This is a genomic window from Corallococcus sp. AS-1-12, from assembly GCF_020036995.1.
Classification (GTDB): domain Bacteria; phylum Myxococcota; class Myxococcia; order Myxococcales; family Myxococcaceae; genus Corallococcus.
Genome location: NZ_JAIQDD010000005.1, coordinates 70408 through 88234, shown reverse-complemented (window position 1 = coordinate 88234; position 17827 = coordinate 70408). Strand labels below are relative to the sequence as shown.

Below are 17827 nucleotides of genomic sequence, written 5' to 3'. Positions count from 1 at the left end.
CCCCGGGGGCGGGGGAAAACCGGCCACCCATGAGCGTGCGCGTCGAGAAGAACGGCCCCGTCACCACCGTCATCCTCCACCGGCCGGAGGTCCGCAACGCGGTGGACGCGGACACGGCCCGGGCGCTGGCGGACGCCTTTCGCGCCTTCGACGCGGACCCCGACGCGAAGGTGGGCGTGCTGTACGGCGACGCGGGCACCTTCTGCGCGGGCGCGGACCTGAAGGCCGTGTCGGAAGGGCGCCTCTTGCGCCTGGAGCCGGACGGGGACGGGCCCATGGGGCCTTCGCGCATGCGCCTGTCCAAGCCCGTGGTGGCGGCCATCAGCGGCCACGCGGTGGCGGGCGGCCTGGAGCTGGCGCTGTGGTGCGACCTGCGCGTGGCGGAGGAGGACGCGGTGCTGGGCGTCTTCTGCCGCCGCTGGGGCGTGCCCCTCATCGACGGGGGCACCGTGCGCCTGCCCCGGCTGATTGGCCTGTCGCGCGCGCTGGACCTCATCCTCACCGGCCGCCCCGTGTCTTCGGGTGAGGCGCTGGGCATGGGCCTGGTCAACCGCGTGGTGCCGAAGGGCGAGGCCCGGAGCGCCGCGGAGGCGCTGGCCGCTCAAATCGCCGCCTTCCCGCAAGCCTGCATGAACGCGGACCGGACCTCCGCCTACGCCCAGGGGGACCTGGCCTTCGAAGACGCGATGCGCCAGGAGTTTCAGGGCGGGGTGAAGGTGCTCCAGACGGAGTCCATCCCCGGGGCCACGCGCTTCGCGAAGGGGGCGGGGCGGCACGGCCAGTTTGACTAGGGCCCCGGGAGCGCTGCACGGCCCCTGGGACTGTGTTAGTTCGCGAAGCCATGCGCTTCGACACGCTCGCCATCCACGCCGGCCAGGAGCCGGATCCCACCACCGGCGCCATCATGACGCCCGTGTACCTGACCTCCACCTACGTCCAGGACGGACCGGGGGAGCACAAGGGCTACGAGTACAGCCGCACGCAGAACCCCACGCGCAAGGCGCTGCAGGACTGCCTGGCCGCGCTGGAGGGCGCGAAGTACGGCGCCGCGTTCGCGTCCGGCCTCGCCGGCACGGACATGCTGATGCACATGCTGGAGGCCGGTGACCACGTCATCGTCTCCGACGACGTGTACGGCGGCACCTTCCGCATCTTCGACAAGGTGTTCAAGCGCTCCGGCCTGAACTTCTCCTTCGTGGACCTCTCCAAGCCGGAGAACTTCGAGGCGGCCATCACCCCGAAGACGAAGATGGTCTGGGTGGAGACGCCGACGAACCCGATGCTCAAGCTCATCGACCTGGGCCGCATCGCTGAAGTCGCCAAGAAGCGCGGCATCCTCTCCGTCGCGGACAACACGTTCATGACGCCGTACTTCCAGAAGCCGCTGTCCCTGGGCTTCGACGTCGTGGCGCACTCCACGACGAAGTACCTGAACGGCCACAGCGACGTGGTGGGCGGCTTCGTCTGCACCAGCCGCGACGACATCGCGGAGCGGATGTACTTCCTGCAGAACGCGGTGGGCGGCGTGTCCGGCGCCTTCGACAGCTTCCTCGTGCTGCGCGGCGTGAAGACGCTGCACGTGCGCATGGACCGCCACGCGCAGAACGCGATGAAGGTGGCCCAGTACCTGTCCACGCACAAGCAGGTGAAGAAGGTCACCTACCCGGGCCTGGAGACGCACCCGCAGCACGCGCTCGCGAAGCAGCAGATGACCGGCTTCGGCGGCATGCTGACGTTCGACATCCAGGGCGGCCTGGAGGCGGCGCGCACCTTCCTCAAGACGGTGAAGGTCTTCGCCTGCGCCGAGTCCCTGGGCGGCGTCGAGTCCCTCATCGAGCACCCCGCCATCATGACCCACGCCTCCATCCCCAAGGAGACGCGGGAGAAGCTGGGCATCGCGGACGGCTTCATCCGCCTGTCCGTCGGCATCGAGGACGCGCAGGACCTCATCGACGACCTCGCGCACGCGCTCGACCGCGTGAAGTAGTCCGGACGCCCGCTCGCGCTCCAGGCGGCCCGCCTGCCCTCCGGGGCAGGGGGAATGTCGGTTGGGACACAACGTTCCTGGCGCGATGCGTAACCGACTGCTTGTCTCCACCGGCCTCCTGGGCGTGTGGCTCGCGACTGGCTGCGAGTCACCGCCCGCTCCCTCCGACTCCGACTTCCCACCGGCCGCGCTGCCGGAGTCGCTCTCCGCGTCCGACTGCAACCCGCTCGTCACCCGGGCCGTGACGGCCAGCGGTGACGACGGCAACGTCCCCGCCAACACGCAGGACGACGACCTGGGCACGCGCTGGAGCGCGCAGGGCACGGGCGTCTGGCTCCAGATGGACCTGGGCTCGGCGCAGACGCTCACGGGCACCACCATCGCGTGGCACCGGGGCAACGAGCGCCAGAACCACTTCGTCGTCTCCACGTCCACGGATGGCGCCACCTTCACCCAGGCGTACGCGGGGGACAGCGCGCTCGACACGTCCGCGCAGACGGTGGCGTTCTCCTCGCGCAGCGCGCGCTACGTGCGCATCACCGTCAACGGCAACACGGTGAACGACTGGAACTCCATCGCGGAGGCCCGCGCGTGCGCGGCCAGCGCTCCTCCGTCCTCCAGTGACTCCGGTCCCGTGCTGCCGCGGCTGCCGTACCTGCAGAGCGTGAAGCAGACGTCCGCCATCGTGGCCTTCCGCACCGCCAGCGGCTGCAACCCCACGGTGCGCTACGGCGAGGGGACGAACCTCACGTCCTCCGTCAGCGCGGGCGTGTCCGGCACGCGCCACGCGGTGAAGCTGTCCAACCTGTCCGCGGGCCGCACCTACGGCTACGTGGTGGAGGCCTGCGGCACCCGGACGGGCCTGCGCAGCTTCCAGACGTCCACGACGTCCTCGGCCACGAAGGCGCACTTCACCGCGATGGGCGACTTCGGCACCGGCGGCAGCATGCAGGCGAAGGTGATGGCGGTGATGAACACGCCGCAGTGGCGCTCGGAGCTGCTCCTGGCCCTGGGGGACAACGCGTACCCGGACGGCACGGACGCGGAGTTCCAGGCGCACCTCTTCACGCCCATGGCGGGCCTGCTGCGCGAAGTGCCCATGTTCGCCACGCCCGGCAACCACGAGTACGTGACGAACCAGGCGCAGCCCTACCTGGACAACATGTACCTGCCGGCCAACAACCCGCAGGGCACCGAGCGCTACTACTCGTTCGACTGGGGCCCGGTGCACTTCATCTCCCTGGACTCCAACTGCGCGGTGGGCCTGGCGTCCGCGGACCGGTGCACGCTCTCGGCGCAGAAGGCGTGGGCGGAGTCGGACCTGGCCGCCAACACGCGCCCGTGGACGGTGGCCTTCTTCCACCACCCGTCGTGGTCCAGCGGCGAGCACGGCTCGCAGCTCACCATGCGCCGCCAGTTCGGCCCGCTGTTCGAGAAGTACGGCGTGGACCTGGTCCTCACCGGCCATGACCACGACTACGAGCGCAGCAAGCCCATGTACGGCGACACCGTGGCCTCCAGCACCCAGCGCGGCATCCCGTACCTCGTGGTGGGCAGCGGCGGCGCCACGCTGCGGCCCTTCCCGTCCAGCCAGCCCGCGTGGACCGCGTTGCGGGACAACCAGGCCTACGGCTTCCTGGACGTGACGGTGGACGGCGGCACGCTGACCGCGCGGCTCATCACCTCCGGCAACACCGTGCGCGACACGCTGACCCTCAAGAAGACGCTGGCCAAGGCCGCCGCCCGCGGCGTCCAGTCCAGCGCGCTGGAGGCGGACGAGGCCGCGGCGGAGGAGGCCCGGGACACGCCGCCGGGCCCCACGGACGAGCGCGCCGAGCCGGTGCGGCGCGGCCCCGTGCCGCCCGCGGACACGCCGGAGTCCGTGGCCGACCCGGAGGAGCCGCTTCCGCAGTAGCCGCGCGGCCCGCCGGAGGGTAGGGAAGGGCTGAACCGCCGGCGGGTCCGGCACCCACAGAAGGGACACCATGCGCTACTTCGAGGACTTCCCCATCGGCGAAATCATGGAGCGGGGGCCGTACGTGGTGACGCGCGAGGAGATCATCGCGTTCGCGCGCCAGTTCGACCCGCAGCCCTTCCACATCGACGAGGACGCCGCCGGCCAGAGCATCTACGGCGGCATCATCGCCAGCGGCTGGCACACCGCCGCCATCTGCCACAAGCTCATGGTGGAGGGACTCCTGGGCCAGGCCGCCGGCATGGGCTCGCCCGGCCTGGACGAGCTGCGCTGGAAGAGGCCGGTGCGCCCCGGTGACACGCTCCGGATCCGCATCGAGACGCTGGAGGCCAGGCCCTCCGCGAGCAAGCCGGACCGCGGCGCGCTCAAGCTGCGCCTGGAGGTCGTGAACCAGCACGGCGAGGTGGTGATGACGGAGGTGGCCAACGCCCTCTTCGCCCGCCGCCCGGCGCCGTAGAAAACGACCCCCACTTTGAGTTCCAGGGCTGACCTGGGTTACCAATACGCCCAAAGGAGAAGCCCATGTCCAACACCAATGAGGTCGTTCCTCCTCCGGCGCCCAGCCGGCTGAAGCGCCCCGTGGAAGTGGTGCGCGCGGAACTGCTCGCGGATGAAGACGTGAAGCAGCAGGCGGAGATGCTGAAGATCCCCGTCGCGCAGTACGTGGAGAAGATCCTCGACTACGCCATCCACCCGGACAAGCCGCCCCAGTTGGAGATCATCCCCGACGAGGAGCTCAAGGCGCGCGACCCGAAGATCGCCACGGTGGAGGAGATTGGCACCCACCTGCAGAAGATCATCGACGGGGAGGTCGTCATCAGCCCCGCCCAGCAGCGCGACGGCTTCAGCAGCGACAAGAGCCACGAGCAGCGCTACAGCGCCGCGCTGGGCTCCGCCAGCAAGCCCGGCCAGACCGTGGCCCCCAAGCCCGGCGCCGCCGTGGATCCCGCCGAGGCCAAGAAGGGCCCCATCCGGGGCTGAGCCGCCCCGCCAAGGCCCCGGAATCCCGGGGCTTTCCAGTGGGAGGCCCGGATAATCCCGGAACCGGAAACTTCTCCGGCGTCCCTCCGAGAATCCCACTGTCAGTCTCACTTCGAGGGCCCGCGCGGCCCTCCCCGAAAAGGATCAGACCATGGGTGGCATCGGCAAGGCTCTCGGCAAGGTGATGGACATCGTCAAGCCGTTCGTGTCGGCGGTGAACCCGCTGCTCGGCGCGGCGATGGGTTTCGCCAGCGGCCTGATGCAGGGCAAGAACCCCCTCCAGGCGCTGCTGGGCGCGGCCACCGACCTCATCCCGGGCGGCGGCGTGCTCAAGAACGCGCTGGGGACCTTCGCCAACTCCGGCCTGCTGGACGGCGCGGGCGGCAACAGCCTGCTGTCCGGCGCGCTGAACCTGGCGAAGGGCAAGAGCAAGGTCACCGACGTCCTCGGCGACCTGTTCAAGTCCACCAAGAGCAACCCGCTCACCAACCTGGGCATGAGCAACGCGACGGAGCTCGCCGCCCAGCGCATGTCGACGTTCCTCTCCTAGTCCATGAAGCCCGTCCGCTTCGACCCCAAGGTCCACCACGAGCTGCTCAACCTGTGGCGCAAGCCGTGGGATGAGACGATGACGCCGGACGCCCTGCCGGAGTACGGCTTCGTGGTGCCGGACAAGGCGGCGGGCTTCCTGTACCGCACGGACAGCTCGGTGGCGTTGATTGAAGGCATCATCGCCGCGCCCGGGCTGACCAAGGAGGACCGCAACGAAGCGGTCAACGCCATCGTCGCCGCCGTCCGCGACGAGGCCCGGCGCCAGGGCTTCAAGCTGCTGTTGGGCTACTCGCAGTTGGACGCCATCAAGAACCGCGCGGAGCGCTTCGGCTTCATGCACGTGGGGCCGGGCTACCACATGGTGGCCCTGGACCTGACGAAGCCGGACCCGCCGGGGCTCTGAAGCAACACGCCTCACCGCCATGAAACACGACGGGCCCGAAGGGAGGATGTCCTCCTCCTTCCGGGCCCGCAGTGTTTCAGGGCCTGACGCCCGCGGCTTTAAGCCGCGGTGCGGTGCAGGTAGTCGATGAGGTCGATCTTCGTGACGATGGCGACGACGGTCTCGCCGTCCTTCACCACGGCCACGTTGTCGCGCGCGAAGATTTCACGCAGCCGGTCGATGCTGGCCTCGGCGGACACGGCGCCCTGGAGCGGGGCGACGATGGGGTCGATGGCGTCCTGGAACTTCACCTTGTTGGCGACCAGGGCGTTGAGCAGGTCGTACTCGTGCACCATGCCCACGGCGCGCCCGTCGTCGGACACCACGGGCATCTGGCTGATGCCGTGGCTGCGCATGGTCTCCACCACGCGGTCCACGCGGTCACCGCGCTTGGCCGTCTTCAGGTCGCGGGGCTTCGCGCCGATGATGTCGCGCACCGTGCCGGCGCCCTTCTCCTGCATGAAGCCGTTGTCGCGCATCCACTCGTCGGAGTGGAACTTGCTGATGTAGCTGCTGCCGGAGTCCGGCAGGACGACCACGATGGTCTTCCCCTTGCCGACCTCCTTCGCCAACTGCACCGCCACGTGCACGGCCGCGCCGGACGAACCGCCCGCGAAGATGCCCTCCTCGCGAGCGAGGCGGCGCGCGGCGTTGAAGCACATGCGGTCATCCACCTGGCGCACGTCGTCCACGACCTTGAAGTCCATGGCGCCGCAGAGCATGTCCTCGCCAATGCCCTCGACCTTGTAGACGTGCGGCTCGGTGAGCTTGCCCGTCTTGAAGTAGCCCTCGTAGACGGAGCCCTCCGGATCCACGCCGATGTTCTTCAGGCCGGGGATCTTCTCCTTGAGGTACTTGCCGGCGCCGCTCATGGTGCCGCCGGTGCCCAGGCCGGACACGAAGTAGTCGAACTTGCCCTCGGTCTGCTGGAAGATCTCCGGACCCGTCGTGTGGTAGTGGGCCTCGATGTTGTCCGGGTTGTGGTACTGGTTCAGCATGAAGGCGCCCGGCGTCTCCTTGGCCAGCCGCTTGGACGTCTCGTAGTAGCTGCGCGGGTCCTCGGCCGGGACGTTCGTCGGCGTGACGACGACCTGGGCGCCCATGGCCTTCAGGCGGTTGATCTTCTCCAGGGACATCTTGTCCGGCATGGTGAAGATGCACTTGTAGCCCTTCACCGCCGCGGCCAGCGCCACGCCCATGCCGGTGTTGCCGGACGTGTTCTCCACGATGGTGCCGCCGGGCTTGAGCTTCCCCTCCCGCTCGGCCTTTTCGATGATGTAGAGCGCCATGCGGTCCTTGATGGACGCGCCGGGGTTCATGAACTCGCACTTCACGAGCACGGTGGCGTCGTTCGGACCGACGAGCTTGTTGAGCTTCACCAGCGGCGTGTGGCCAATGGCGGTGAGGATGTTCTGTTGGATGTCCATCGTGCGTGGCTTCCCGAAAAAAGTGAGGGTCGGGGCCTTATATGTGCTCCGCCCCGTCAGGGGGAACATGCCCGAAGGCATGGCCCTTCCTGACGCAGGATGCCGCGACCGTGTGGGTGTGGCCCGGGGCTCCTCGTCGCGTAGGCGACAGGGCAGGCGTCTGGCGGACGCGTGGCCCACGCGGGCTTTGACCCGCCGCGCCGTGCCTCCGATACTCGCGGGCGTCGTTTCCTTCCCCCTCCGGAGCACCCGCCCCCCATGGAACTTGAGGCCGCCCTTCGCGACCAGGTGGGACAGGCCATTGGCCGTCCCGTCCCCGATGCCCCCATCCAGAAGCTGAAGGGCGACGCGAGCAACCGCTCCTACTACCGCGTCGGCCGCGCCCCGGAGAGCTGGGTGCTGATGGTGATGCCGCCGGACGCGACGAAGAAGAGCGAGGAGGCCACCAAGGGCGAGCCCCCGAAGGAGCTGCCCTTCATCAACGTGCACCGCTACCTGGAGAAGCTGGGCGTGCGCGTGCCGCGCATCCTCCGCTACGACGAGCCCGCGGGCATCATGGTGCTGGAGGACCTGAGCGACATCACCTTCGAGTCCGCGCTGGAGGGAGGCCGCCACCACCAGGCGCTCTACACGCGCGCGGTGGACCTCTTGGCGAAGCTGCGCGTGCAGGCGGAGAAGCAGCGCGACCCGGAGTGCCTGGCCTTCACGCGCGCCTTCGACGAGGACCTGTACGACTGGGAGCTGCACCACTTCCGCGAGTGGGGCCTGGAGGCCTGGAGCGGCAAGACGCCCACGGACGCGGAGCGCGCGGAGCTGGACGCCACGTTCCGGGACATCGCGAAGCAGCTCGCCGCCGCGCCGCGAGGCTTCACGCACCGCGACTACCAGAGCCGCAACATCATGGTGAAGGAGGGCGAGCTGGTGGTCATCGACTTCCAGGACGCGCTCCAGGGCCCGCGCCAGTACGACCTGGTGGCGCTCCTGCGCGACAGCTACGTGGAGCTGGACCGCGACTTCGTGGACACGATGCTGGACCGCTACATCGCCACGTTCGAGCAGGAGAGCGGGGAGAAGATCGACGCGAAGGAGTTCAAGGCGTTCTTCGACCTGCTCACCATCCAGCGCAAGCTGAAGGACGCGGGCCGCTTCGAGTTCATCAACCGCGTGAAGGGCAACCCGGGCTTCCTCGTCTCCATCCCCGCGTCGCTGCGCTACGTGAAGGCCGCGTTCGCGCGCCGGCCGGAGCTGGCGGGGCTGCAGAAGCTGATTTCGAAGTACGTGCCCGAGCTGGCGGCCTGAAGCCATGAAAGCGATGGTCCTCTGCGCGGGCCTGGGCACGCGCCTGCGCCCGCTCACGGAGCGCTGGCCCAAGCCGGCCATGCCGTTTCTTGGCCAGCCGCTGCTCCGCTATCACCTGGCGGTGTTGAAGGCCGCCGGGGTGACGGAGGTGGGCATCAACACGCACCACCTGCCGGACACCATGACGGCGGTGGCCCGCGCGGAGTGCGAGCGCGCGGGGCTGCCGCTGCACGTCGTGCACGAGCCCGTCATCCAGGGCACGGGCGGAGGCATCCGCGGCCTGCGCGACTTCCTCTCAGGCGAGGACTTCCTCGTGTTCAACGGGGACATCCTCTTCCCGGTGGACCTGCGGCCCGTGGTCGCGGCGCACCGCGAGTCCGGCGCGGTGGCGACGATGGTGCTGTTGCCCATGCCGGAAGGGGAGAAGTACGCGGCGGTGGAGGCGGACGCGGGCGGGCAGGTGCGCCGCATCGCGGGGTACGGGCCGGGCGGTGACGGCCTGCGGCCGTGGCACTTCACCGGCGTGCACGTGATGTCCCCCAGCGTGTTCGACTTCATGACGGCGGAAGGCCCCGAGGACATCAACCGCGAGGTCTACGTGCGGGTGATGCAGGCGGGGCTCCAGGTGCGTGGGCACGCGGTGGACGCGTACTGGTCCGACCTGGGCATGCCGTCGCGCTACCTGGCCACGGTGCGGGACGTGCTCGAAGGGCGCGTGCCGTTGCAGGCGCTGGGCAAGGACTCGCCGCTGCACGGGCTGAAGGCCGGGGCGGACGGAGCCTGGGGGCATCCGGAGGCCCGCGTCGCGGGGACGGTGCGAGGGCCCGCGTTCGTGGGCGCGGGCGCTGTCGTGGAAGCGGGCGCCAGCGTGGGCCCGGGCGTGTCGGTGGGCCCGGGCGCGCGGGTGGGGCAGGGCGCGAAGCTGGAGCGCTGCGCCGTGTTCGAGGAGACGCAGGTGGCTCCCGGTGAGGCGCTCACCGAGGTGCTCGCGTGGGGCCCGCACCGGGTGCCCGCGCCGCTCACGGGGCGCTGAGCTCGGGGGTGAAGGACGAAGGCCCGCGCTCCCTTTCTCGGGGGCACGGGCCTTCTCGTTTCTCGCGACGGGTGTCGCTCAGGCGGCGTGGTAGCGCGCCAGCACGCAGGTGACGTTGTCGTTGCCGCCCGCCGCGTTGGCCAGGTCGATGAGCTGGCCGCACGCCTTCTCCAGCTCCGGCGTGCGCGACAGGATGTCCTGCATCTGCGCGTCGGTGATCATGCCGCTCAGGCCGTCCGAGCACAGCAGGAAGACGTCGTTCTCCAGCGGATCCACGCGGGTGACGTCCACCTGCACCTGCTCCTTCATCCCCAGCGCGCGGACGATGACGTTCTTGTGGGGGAAGTTCTCGATCTCCTCCGGCGTGAGCTTCTTCGCCTTGAGGTAGTCGTTGAGCAGCGAGTGGTCCTCCGTCACCTGCTGGAGGATGCCGCCGCGGAAGAAGTACACGCGGCTGTCGCCCACGTGGCCCACGTAGACGCCGTTCTCCGCGAAGTGCACGGACACGATGGTGGTGCCCATGCCCTTGTACTTGGAGTCCGTCGTGGCGCGCTCGAAGATGCGCGCGTTCGCCAGCTTGATGCCGGTGGCGAGGCGGTTCTCGTCGTAGTTGCGCTGCTTGTCCATCTTGAAGGGCCAGGTGGCGTCCTGGTCCTTGGACGTGAGGCGGAAGAACTCACCCAGCTCGTCCACCGCGATGCGGCTGGCGATCTCCCCGGACGAGTGGCCTCCCATGCCGTCCGCCACGCACACGAGGTTCTCCTCGGTGAGCACGAGGTAGTTGTCCTCGTTGTGGTTCCGCTTCATCCCGACGTGGGTGCTGCCGGCGACCTCGATACGCATGCGAAGGGACTCTTCCGGGGGAGAGGCGTGAAAATCGGGGCGCGACGTTAACAAAGCGTTCCAAAAGGGGTCAAAAAGCTCTCTCGTGTCGCAGCATTCCACCCTCCGGGTGTGGGTGGCGGGACGGCGCCCGCCACCCCGGCTCCCCTAAAGGCCCGGGGGCTCCCCCGGGGCGAAGAGCAGGCGGTCGCCCTCCTGGGTGCCGCTGGCCAGGAGGACCCCGGCGGGCAGCTCCAGGACGGAGCGGGCCTTGAAGTAGATGGACGAGGTGCGCCAGGGAGGCATGGCGGACAGTTGCTTGACGATGCGCCCTTCCGCGTCCAGGAAGGCGACGTCGATGGGGATGCGCATGAAGAAGGTGTGGATGGAGTTGCAGGGGGCGATGTGCATCCCGCCCCCCATGGGCAGCGAGGCGCGGCCCATGAGCCCCTGGAAGCGCTGGACGAAGGACTCGGCGCGTTCGGCGCGGTCCGCGAGCAGCCGCTGCCGCGTTTCGTTGGTCACCCTCCAGTGCATGTCCGGTGTTCTATCCCATGCTTGAGCCCCTGGCGTCCCCCCTGCACCTGGTCCTCGTGTCGCCCCAGATTCCGCCCAACACCGGCAACGTGGCCCGGCTGTGCGCGGTGACGGGGTGCCGGCTCATCCTGGTGGAGCCCCTGGGGTTCTCCATCGACGACCGGCACCTGAAGCGGGCGGGGCTGGACTACTGGGACAAGGTGTTCCTGAAGCTGTACCCGACCTACGACGCCTACGTGGCGGAGTACCCCCAGGCCCGGCGGTGGCTGTTCTCCGCCCGGGCGGAGACATCCCTGTACGCGGCGCGGTTCGAGCCGGGGGACCACCTGGTGTTCGGCTCGGAGGTGACGGGGCTGTTGCCGGAGGTGATGGAGGGGGGGACGGGGACGCCGGTGACCATCCCGATGCTGCCGGAGCGCCGGAGCTTGAATCTTTCGACGTCGGTGGGGATTGGCGCCTACGAGGCGCTGCGGCAGGTGCAGTTGGGGACAGCGGGCAGGCAGGCGCCGCCGTCGAATTGAGGGGCGGGCGGGACGGGCTACACTCCGTGGCCGAATGTCCGCCTCGCAGGTCGCCGAAGCGCTGTATGCCGCCCACAAGTCCCGAGCCACCGGCCGGCTGACGCTGCACGCCGGTGGACGCGAGTCCGCGCTGTGGCTGCGCGAGGGCGACCTGGTGGGGGCGAAGCTGGGCTTCGGCTACCAGACGCCGGCGCAGGCGCTCTTCCAGAACGGACTGTTGGGGGCGGATGCCCTGGACGCGCTGTGGGCGCGGGGTGGGGCTTCGGCGCCGGACGAGGAGCTGCTGGAGGACAGCGGGCTCCAGTCCGCGGTGGTGCACGAGCAGCAGGTGCTGGCGCAGGTGCGGCGGCTGAGCGAGCTCGCGGAGCGCGCGGACTTCGAGGCGGAGGCGGTGGAGGCGGCGGGGGATTTCGCGCCCATCGCGGGCATGCGGGTGGTGCGGGCGGCGCTGGAGCCAACGCCCCGTGAGCCCGTGCCCGCGAGGGTGTACCGCTGCCCGGACGTGGCGGCGTGCGAGCCGTGGCTGACGGAGGCGTCGGAGCGGAGCCTGCTGGAGACGCTGGGGGCGTTCCGGAGGCCGGAGTCGCTGACGGGAGCACAGCAGGCGCTGCTGCGGGTGCTGGAGCGCGAGGGCCGCATCGAGGCCCTGTCGGTGGAGGAGTGGGAGGAGCGCGAGCGGCTGCGGCGCGAGGAGGAGCTGCGACAGGCGGAGGAGGAGGCCTGGGCCATCGAGGAGGCGCGCCGGCGCGAGGAGGCGGAGCGGCGCGCGGAGGAGGCGAGGCTCGCGGAGCTGGCGCGGCTGGAGGCGGAGCGGCTGGCCGAGGAGGCGAGGCTCGCGGAAGAGGCTCGGCTGGCGGAGCTGGCGCGCATCGAGGCGGAGCGGCTGGCGGAGGAGGCCCGGCTGGCCGAAGAGGCGCGGCTCGCGGAAGAGGCGCGGCTCGCTGAAGAGGCACGGCTCCGGGCGATCGAGGAAGCACGCCAGGCGGAAGAGGCGCGGCTGGCGCGGCTGGAGGCGGAGCGGCTCGCGGAAGAGGCTCGGCTGGCGGAGCTGGCGCGACTGGAGGCGGAGCGGCTCGCGGAAGAAGCTCGGCTGGCGGAGCTGGCGCGGCTGGAGGCGGAGCGGCTCGCGGAAGAAGCTCGGCTGGCGGAGCTTGCTCGCATCGAAGCGGAGCGACTGGCGGAAGAGGCGCGGCTGGCGGAAGAGGCGCGCATCGAAGCTGAGCGTCTCGCGGAGGAGGCCCGCCTCGCGGAGCTGGCGCGCATCGAAGCGGAGCGTCTCGCGGAGGAGGCCCGCCTCGCTGAACTTGCGCGCATCGAAGCGGAGCGGCTGGAGGCGGAGCGGCTGGCCGAGGAGGCTCGTCTCGCGGAAGAGGCGCGACTCGCGGAGTTGGCGCGGCTGGAGGCGGAGCGGCTGGCCGAGGAGGCTCGTCTCGCCGAACTGGCGCGCATTGAGGCGGAGCGGCTAGCCGAAGAGGCGCGGTTGGCGGAGCTTGCTCGCATCGAAGCAGAGCGACTCGCCGAAGAGGCCCGGCTTGCGGAGCTGGCGCGCATCGAGGCGGAGCGGCTGGCCGAGGAGGCCCGGCTCGCGGAAGAGGCTCGGCTGCGTGCGGAAGAGGAGGCCCGGCTCGCGGAAGAGGCACGCCTCGCGGAAGAAGCACGTCTTGCCGAAGAAGCTCGCCTTCGCGCCGAGGAAGAGGCGCGTCTTGCCGAGGAGGCTCGGCTCGCTGAAGAGGCCCGCCTTGCGGAAGAGGCTCGCCTTCGCGCCGAAGAAGAGGCTCGGCTCGCCGAAGAGGCGCGGCTGGCGGAGGAGGCACGCCTTCGCGCGGAGGAAGAGGCTCGGCTCGCTGAAGAGGCGCGGCTGGCGGAAGAGGCCCGACTTCGTGCGGAGGAAGAGGTTCGGCTTCGCGCCGAAGAGGAGGCCCGGCTCGCCGAAGAGGCCCGGCTTGCGGAGGAGGCGCGCGTCGCGGAAGAGGCCCGACTCGCCGAGGAGGCCCGGCTTCGTGCCCTTGAAGAGGCGCGGCTCGCTGAACTTGCACGTATCGAAGCCGAGCGACTAGCCGAAGAGGCTCGCTTGGCCGAGGAGGCCCGTCTCGCGGAAGAGGCTCGGCTGCGCGCGGAAGAGGAGGCTCGTCTCGCGGAAGAGGAGGCCCGGCTCGCGGAAGAGGCTCGACTTCGAGCACTCGAAGAGGAGCGGCTTGCGGAGGAGGCACGTCTTCGCGCGGAGGAGGAAGCGCGCCTGGCGGAGGAGGCCCGCCTTGCCGAAGAGACTCGTCTTCGTGCGGAGGAAGAGGCTCGTCTCGCGGAGGAAGCCCGTCTTCGCGCGATCGAGGAAGCTCGACTCGCGGAAGAGGCGCGGCTGGCTGAAGAGGCTCGTCTCGCTGAGGAGGCGCGTCTTGCCGAAGAGGCTCGGCTTCGCGCCGAAGAAGAAGCCCGGCTGGCTGAAGAGGCTCGCCTCGCCGAAGAAGCACGGCTGGCTGAAGAGGCTCGGCTGGCTGAAGAGGCTCGGCTGGCTGAAGAGGCTCGGCTGGCTGAAGAGGCTCGGCTCGCTGAAGAGGCTCGCCTTGCCGAAGAGGCTCGGCTTGCCGAAGAGGCTCGGCTTCGTGCGGAGGAAGAGGCGCGACTCGCCGAGGAAGCACGGCTGGCTGAAGAGGCGCGACTGGCCGAAGAGGCTCGCCTCGCCGAAGAGGCACGACTCGCGGAGGAGGCCCGCCTTCGTGCCGAGGAGGAAGCGCGAGTAGCCGAAGCGGCGCGGCTCGCGGAAGAGGCCCGCCTCGCTGAGGAGGCCCGGCTCGCCGAAGAGGCCCGCTTGGCTGAAGAGGCCCGTCTTCGTGCGGAGGAAGAGGCTCGTCTCGCTGAAGAGGCTCGTCTCGCTGAAGAGGCTCGTCTCGCTGAAGAGGCTCGCCTCGCTGAAGAGGCCCGGCTCGCTGAGGAGGCCCGGCTTGCCGAAGAGGCCCGTCTTCGTGCGGAGGAGGAGGCTCGACTCGCAGAAGAAGCACGCCTCGCGGAGGAAGCTCGGCTTCGCGCGGAAGAGGAGGCGCGTCTCGCGGAGGAGGCCCGACTCCGTGCAGAGGAAGAGGCCCGACTGGCGGAAGAGGCACGTCTGGCAGAAGAGGCCCGCCTTCGCGCCGAAGAGGATGCGCGAGTCGCTGAAGAGGCACGTCTCGCTGAAGAAGCCCGCCTTCGCGCCGAAGAGGATGCGCGCGTCGCTGAAGAGGCTCGCTTCGCGGAAGAGGCCCGGCTTGCGGAACTGGCGCGCATTGAAGCCGAGCGCCTTGCCGAAGAAGCGCGGCTCGCCGAAGAGGCTCGCTTGGCCGAAGAGGTCCGCTTGGCCGAAGAGGCCCGGCTTCGCGCGATCGAGGAGGCTCGACTCGCTGAGGAAGCGCGGCTGGCTGAAGAGGCGCGCCTGCGTGCGGAGGAGGAAGCCCGCCTGGCTGAAGAGGCCCGGCTTCGCGCGGAGGAAGAAGCGCGTCTCGTTGAAGAGGCTCGACTCGCCGAAGAGGCCCGGCTTCGTGCGGAGGAAGAGGCACGACTCGCTGAAGAGGCTCGTCTGGCCGAAGAGGCCCGGCTTCGTGCGGAGGAAGAGGCACGACTCGCTGAAGAGGCTCGTCTGGCCGAAGAGGCGCGCCTGCGTGCGGAGGAGGAGGCACGACTCGCCGAAGAGGCTCGACTCGCCGAAGAGGCCCGTCTTCGCGCAGAGGAAGACGCACGACTCGCTGAAGAGGCCCGGCTGGCCGAAGAGGCACGGTTGGCAGAGGAGGCCCGCCTCGCGGAAGAGGCTCGCCTCGCGGAAGAGGCTCGCCTTGCCGAAGAGGCTCGCCTTCGCGCGGAAGAGGAGGCTCGGCTCGCGGAGGAAGCCCGTCTTCGTGCTGAAGAAGAGGCCCGGCTGGCCGAAGAGGCCCGCCTCGCGGAGGAAGCCCGCCTTCGCGCGATCGAGGAAGCCCGACTCGCAGAGGAGGCTCGGCTGGCCGAAGAGGCTCGCCTTCGCGCGGAAGAAGAGGCACGCCTCGCAGAAGAGGCTCGACTGGCCGAAGAGGCTCGGCTCGCCGAAGCCGCACGCCTCGCGGAAGAAGCCCGCCTTGCCGAAGAGGCTCGCGTTCGCGCCGAAGCCGAAGCACTGCGCCTCGCGGAGGAAGTCCGTCTTCGCGCCGAGGAGGAAGCCCGTCAGGCCGAACTCCACCGCCTCGCCGAAGAGGCCCGTGCCGCCGAGGCCGCCCGCCTCGCGGAACAGGCCCGCGCCGCCGAAGAGGCCCGCCTCGCCGAAGAGGCCCGCGCCGCCGAAGCCCAGCGCCTGTCCGAACAGGGCAAGCCCGCCCATCCGCCCTCACTCCCCCGGCGCTCCCGCCCGGCCGCGCCCTCCACGCCGCCCCCGGTCCTCGTCCCCCTCGCCGCCGCGCCCGCGGAGCCCGAACCGCTCACGCTCGGGCCCGAGGACATCATCCTCACCGCGGAGCCTGAGCCCGCCGCCCCGTCGAACTCCTGGGCGGACTCCATCCCCGCGTCCCCCCGCGACGCCCTGGAGCTCCCCTCCAGCGACAACACCGCCGCCCTCACCGAGGCCCGCAAGCGCGCCCAGGCCGCCCTGCTCCAGGACATGGCCGAGGCCCTGCGCCGCTCCGCCTCCGTCCCCCTGGACCCGTGGCTCACCGAGGAGCCCTCGCGCTTCCCCGTCGCGCCCCCCCCGGAGCCCGACCTCCCCCTCCTGGAGGTCGAGCCGGAGAGCTGGGGCGACATCGTCCCCGCCGCCGCCCCCCTCCCGGACACCCAGGCCCCCGCGCCGGCCGCCCCCGTCGTCCCCGCCGAGGCGCCCCCCCAGCCGGACCTCTGGGCCGTCCAGCCCCCCAAGTTCCCCGCGTCCTCCACACCGCCCGTGCGTCCCGCCCGCGCCAGCGAGGACGACCTGTGGCGCATCGTCTCCTTCGACGAGTCCAACGACCCCGCCCAGAACCTCACCGCCTCCTTCGAGGCCGCCCTCCAGCAGGTGGACGCCCACCTGGAGGCCCTCATCCGCTCGGATGTCCGCTCGGCCGGCGACGCCAACGAATTCCTCGTCGAGGCCATCGTCGAAGCGACCTTCGAGCCGCTGCCTTCTCCCCTCGCCACCGCGTTCCCCGGTGACAACGCGGGGGCTTCTGGCCAGACTGGGGATGAGTTGTCCGGTGATCTGGACGACTGGGATTTTGACGAGGACGACGTGGCGGCCGAAGACCCCTCCAACCCCGACGAAGCCTCCAAGCTCCGGCGCCAGCGCCTCCTGCGCCGTGCCATGGAGAACATGGGCACGCTCGGCGCCCGCCCCGTTCCCCCCGCCGCCGCGAGCACCCCGGCCACGCCCGAAGGCGTCGCGCCGCCCGCCGCCGTCGCCGCGCCGGCGGAGCCCCCCAAGCCCGACGAGGGCCGGCTCGCGCAGCAGATTGAGCAGCGCTACGCCGACATCCAGACGAAGAAGGACCACTTCGTCACACTTGGGGTTCCGCAGGACGCCTCGCGCGACCAGGTGAAGGCCGCCTTCCTGAGCCTCGCCAAGGTCTTCCACCCGGACCGGCTGCCCCCGTCGCTGCCCCACCTGGCGCCGAAGATCACCGCCGTCTTCGAGTCCATCCGCGAGGCCTACGAAGTCCTCCACGACGACACCCGCCGCAAGAACTACCAGCTCGCCCAGCAGGGCGCGCAGGCCGCCCCCAAGCCCCCGGCCTCCAGCGGCGCCCGCCCCGGCAGCCCCGCCGCGGCCCGCGCGGACACCAACGCGGACGACCTGTTCCGCATGGGCGAGGTCTTCTTCCGCAAGCGCGACTTCGTCGCCGCCGGCGAGCACTACGAGCGCGCGTACGGCCTGGACCCCAAGCCCCTGTACCTCGCGGCGCGCGCCTGGGCCGTCTACATGGACCCCGGCCGCAAGGCCGACATGCCCCGCGCCAAACAGTGGATGGCGGATGCGGTGCGCACCGACCCGAACTGTGATCGCGCCCACTACCAACTGGGCGTCATCGCCCGCGTGGAAGGGGACATGGACCGCGCGGAGAAGCACTTCCGGGAAGCCGTCCGTGCGAACCCCAAGCACCTGGAGGCGAACCAGGAGCTGCGGCTCATCGACATGCGCAAGAAGAACCCGCCCAAGAAGGGTCTCTTCCGCTGACTCGCCTGTCCCCCGGGGAGGGAGCCGGCCGGTTTTCCGGACAGTCCCGCCCATTGACACACCTGGAAACCGGACCCGATGCTTGCTCCCACGGGACGCCCCCGTCGGATCCGCCGTC

14 protein-coding genes are annotated in these 17827 nt (G+C 70.4%); 11 read left to right on the top strand and 3 right to left on the bottom strand.

Annotation, left to right across the window (positions count from 1 at the left end):
* The first annotated feature begins 29 nt into the window (after positions 1-29).
* From K8556_RS10025 to K8556_RS09995, 7 genes are all read left to right on the top strand, one after another.
* The gene (locus tag K8556_RS10025) at positions 30-791 is read left to right on the top strand and encodes a crotonase/enoyl-CoA hydratase family protein (protein ID WP_223739815.1); all 762 of its coding nucleotides are present in this window, start codon (positions 30-32) and stop codon (positions 789-791) included.
* Between the two features lie 50 nt (positions 792-841).
* Complete coding sequence (locus K8556_RS10020) at positions 842-1987, top strand: cystathionine gamma-synthase (protein ID WP_223739814.1); 1146 nt, start codon at positions 842-844, stop codon at positions 1985-1987.
* Between the two features lie 85 nt (positions 1988-2072).
* Positions 2073-3902: a discoidin domain-containing protein gene (locus tag K8556_RS10015; RefSeq protein ID WP_223739813.1), complete on the top strand. Its 1830-nt coding sequence runs from the start codon at positions 2073-2075 to the stop codon at positions 3900-3902.
* Positions 3903-3972: 70 nt separating this feature from the next.
* Positions 3973-4419 carry a MaoC family dehydratase gene (locus K8556_RS10010; RefSeq protein ID WP_223739812.1) on the top strand — a complete coding sequence of 149 codons (447 nt, stop codon included), beginning with the start codon at positions 3973-3975 and terminating at the stop codon, positions 4417-4419.
* A gap of 65 nt (positions 4420-4484) precedes the next feature.
* Positions 4485-4943: a hypothetical protein gene (locus K8556_RS10005; RefSeq protein WP_223739811.1), complete on the top strand. Its 459-nt coding sequence runs from the start codon at positions 4485-4487 to the stop codon at positions 4941-4943.
* 151 nt (positions 4944-5094) lie between these two features.
* Positions 5095-5493, top strand: coding sequence for a hypothetical protein (locus K8556_RS10000; RefSeq protein WP_223739810.1), 399 nt, complete (start codon positions 5095-5097; stop codon positions 5491-5493).
* 3 nt (positions 5494-5496) lie between these two features.
* Positions 5497-5898: a hypothetical protein gene (locus tag K8556_RS09995; RefSeq protein WP_120551736.1), complete on the top strand. Its 402-nt coding sequence runs from the start codon at positions 5497-5499 to the stop codon at positions 5896-5898.
* 98 nt (positions 5899-5996) lie between these two features.
* Here K8556_RS09995 and K8556_RS09990 read toward each other — a convergent pair whose 3' ends face one another.
* Complete coding sequence (locus K8556_RS09990) at positions 5997-7364, bottom strand: pyridoxal-phosphate dependent enzyme (RefSeq protein ID WP_120551737.1); 1368 nt, start codon at positions 7362-7364, stop codon at positions 5997-5999.
* A gap of 258 nt (positions 7365-7622) precedes the next feature.
* Between K8556_RS09990 and K8556_RS09985 the strand changes: the two genes are divergently transcribed.
* Together K8556_RS09985 and K8556_RS09980 are read left to right on the top strand one after the other, a co-directional pair.
* Positions 7623-8663 (top strand): aminoglycoside phosphotransferase family protein, encoded by a 1041-nt coding sequence (locus K8556_RS09985; RefSeq protein WP_223739809.1) that lies wholly within the window; start codon positions 7623-7625, stop codon positions 8661-8663.
* A 4-nt stretch (positions 8664-8667) separates the two neighbouring features.
* Positions 8668-9696 (top strand): NDP-sugar synthase, encoded by a 1029-nt coding sequence (locus K8556_RS09980; RefSeq protein ID WP_223739808.1) that lies wholly within the window; start codon positions 8668-8670, stop codon positions 9694-9696.
* A gap of 78 nt (positions 9697-9774) precedes the next feature.
* Here K8556_RS09980 and K8556_RS09975 read toward each other — a convergent pair whose 3' ends face one another.
* Positions 9775-10539 (bottom strand): Stp1/IreP family PP2C-type Ser/Thr phosphatase, encoded by a 765-nt coding sequence (locus K8556_RS09975; RefSeq protein ID WP_223739807.1) that lies wholly within the window; start codon positions 10537-10539, stop codon positions 9775-9777.
* 147 nt (positions 10540-10686) lie between these two features.
* On the bottom strand, positions 10687-11055 hold the full coding sequence (locus K8556_RS09970; protein WP_223739806.1) for a DUF192 domain-containing protein: 369 nt from the start codon (positions 11053-11055) through the stop codon (positions 10687-10689).
* Positions 11056-11072: 17 nt separating this feature from the next.
* Between K8556_RS09970 and K8556_RS09965 the strand changes: the two genes are divergently transcribed.
* Together K8556_RS09965 and K8556_RS09960 are read left to right on the top strand one after the other, a co-directional pair.
* Positions 11073-11576: a tRNA (cytidine(34)-2'-O)-methyltransferase gene (locus K8556_RS09965; protein ID WP_223739805.1), complete on the top strand. Its 504-nt coding sequence runs from the start codon at positions 11073-11075 to the stop codon at positions 11574-11576.
* Positions 11577-11610: 34 nt separating this feature from the next.
* Positions 11611-17709: a DnaJ domain-containing protein gene (locus K8556_RS09960; protein ID WP_223739804.1), complete on the top strand. Its 6099-nt coding sequence runs from the start codon at positions 11611-11613 to the stop codon at positions 17707-17709.
* Positions 17710-17827: the final 118 nt, after the last annotated feature.

Bases quoted from the DNA above. Each gene is read 5' to 3' on its own strand.
- K8556_RS10025 (WP_223739815.1), top strand. From the start codon at position 30: ATGAGCGTGCGCGTCGAGAAGAACGGCCCCGTCACCACCGTCATCCTC.
- K8556_RS10020 (WP_223739814.1), top strand. From the start codon at position 842: ATGCGCTTCGACACGCTCGCCATCCACGCCGGCCAGGAGCCGGATCCC.
- K8556_RS10015 (WP_223739813.1), top strand. From the start codon at position 2,073: ATGCGTAACCGACTGCTTGTCTCCACCGGCCTCCTGGGCGTGTGGCTC.
- K8556_RS10010 (WP_223739812.1), top strand. From the start codon at position 3,973: ATGCGCTACTTCGAGGACTTCCCCATCGGCGAAATCATGGAGCGGGGG.
- K8556_RS10005 (WP_223739811.1), top strand. From the start codon at position 4,485: ATGTCCAACACCAATGAGGTCGTTCCTCCTCCGGCGCCCAGCCGGCTG.
- K8556_RS10000 (WP_223739810.1), top strand. From the start codon at position 5,095: ATGGGTGGCATCGGCAAGGCTCTCGGCAAGGTGATGGACATCGTCAAG.
- K8556_RS09995 (WP_120551736.1), top strand. From the start codon at position 5,497: ATGAAGCCCGTCCGCTTCGACCCCAAGGTCCACCACGAGCTGCTCAAC.
- K8556_RS09990 (WP_120551737.1), bottom strand. From the start codon at position 7,364: ATGGACATCCAACAGAACATCCTCACCGCCATTGGCCACACGCCGCTG.
- K8556_RS09985 (WP_223739809.1), top strand. From the start codon at position 7,623: ATGGAACTTGAGGCCGCCCTTCGCGACCAGGTGGGACAGGCCATTGGC.
- K8556_RS09980 (WP_223739808.1), top strand. From the start codon at position 8,668: ATGAAAGCGATGGTCCTCTGCGCGGGCCTGGGCACGCGCCTGCGCCCG.
- K8556_RS09975 (WP_223739807.1), bottom strand. From the start codon at position 10,539: ATGCGTATCGAGGTCGCCGGCAGCACCCACGTCGGGATGAAGCGGAAC.
- K8556_RS09970 (WP_223739806.1), bottom strand. From the start codon at position 11,055: ATGCACTGGAGGGTGACCAACGAAACGCGGCAGCGGCTGCTCGCGGAC.
- K8556_RS09965 (WP_223739805.1), top strand. From the start codon at position 11,073: ATGCTTGAGCCCCTGGCGTCCCCCCTGCACCTGGTCCTCGTGTCGCCC.
- K8556_RS09960 (WP_223739804.1), top strand. From the start codon at position 11,611: ATGTCCGCCTCGCAGGTCGCCGAAGCGCTGTATGCCGCCCACAAGTCC.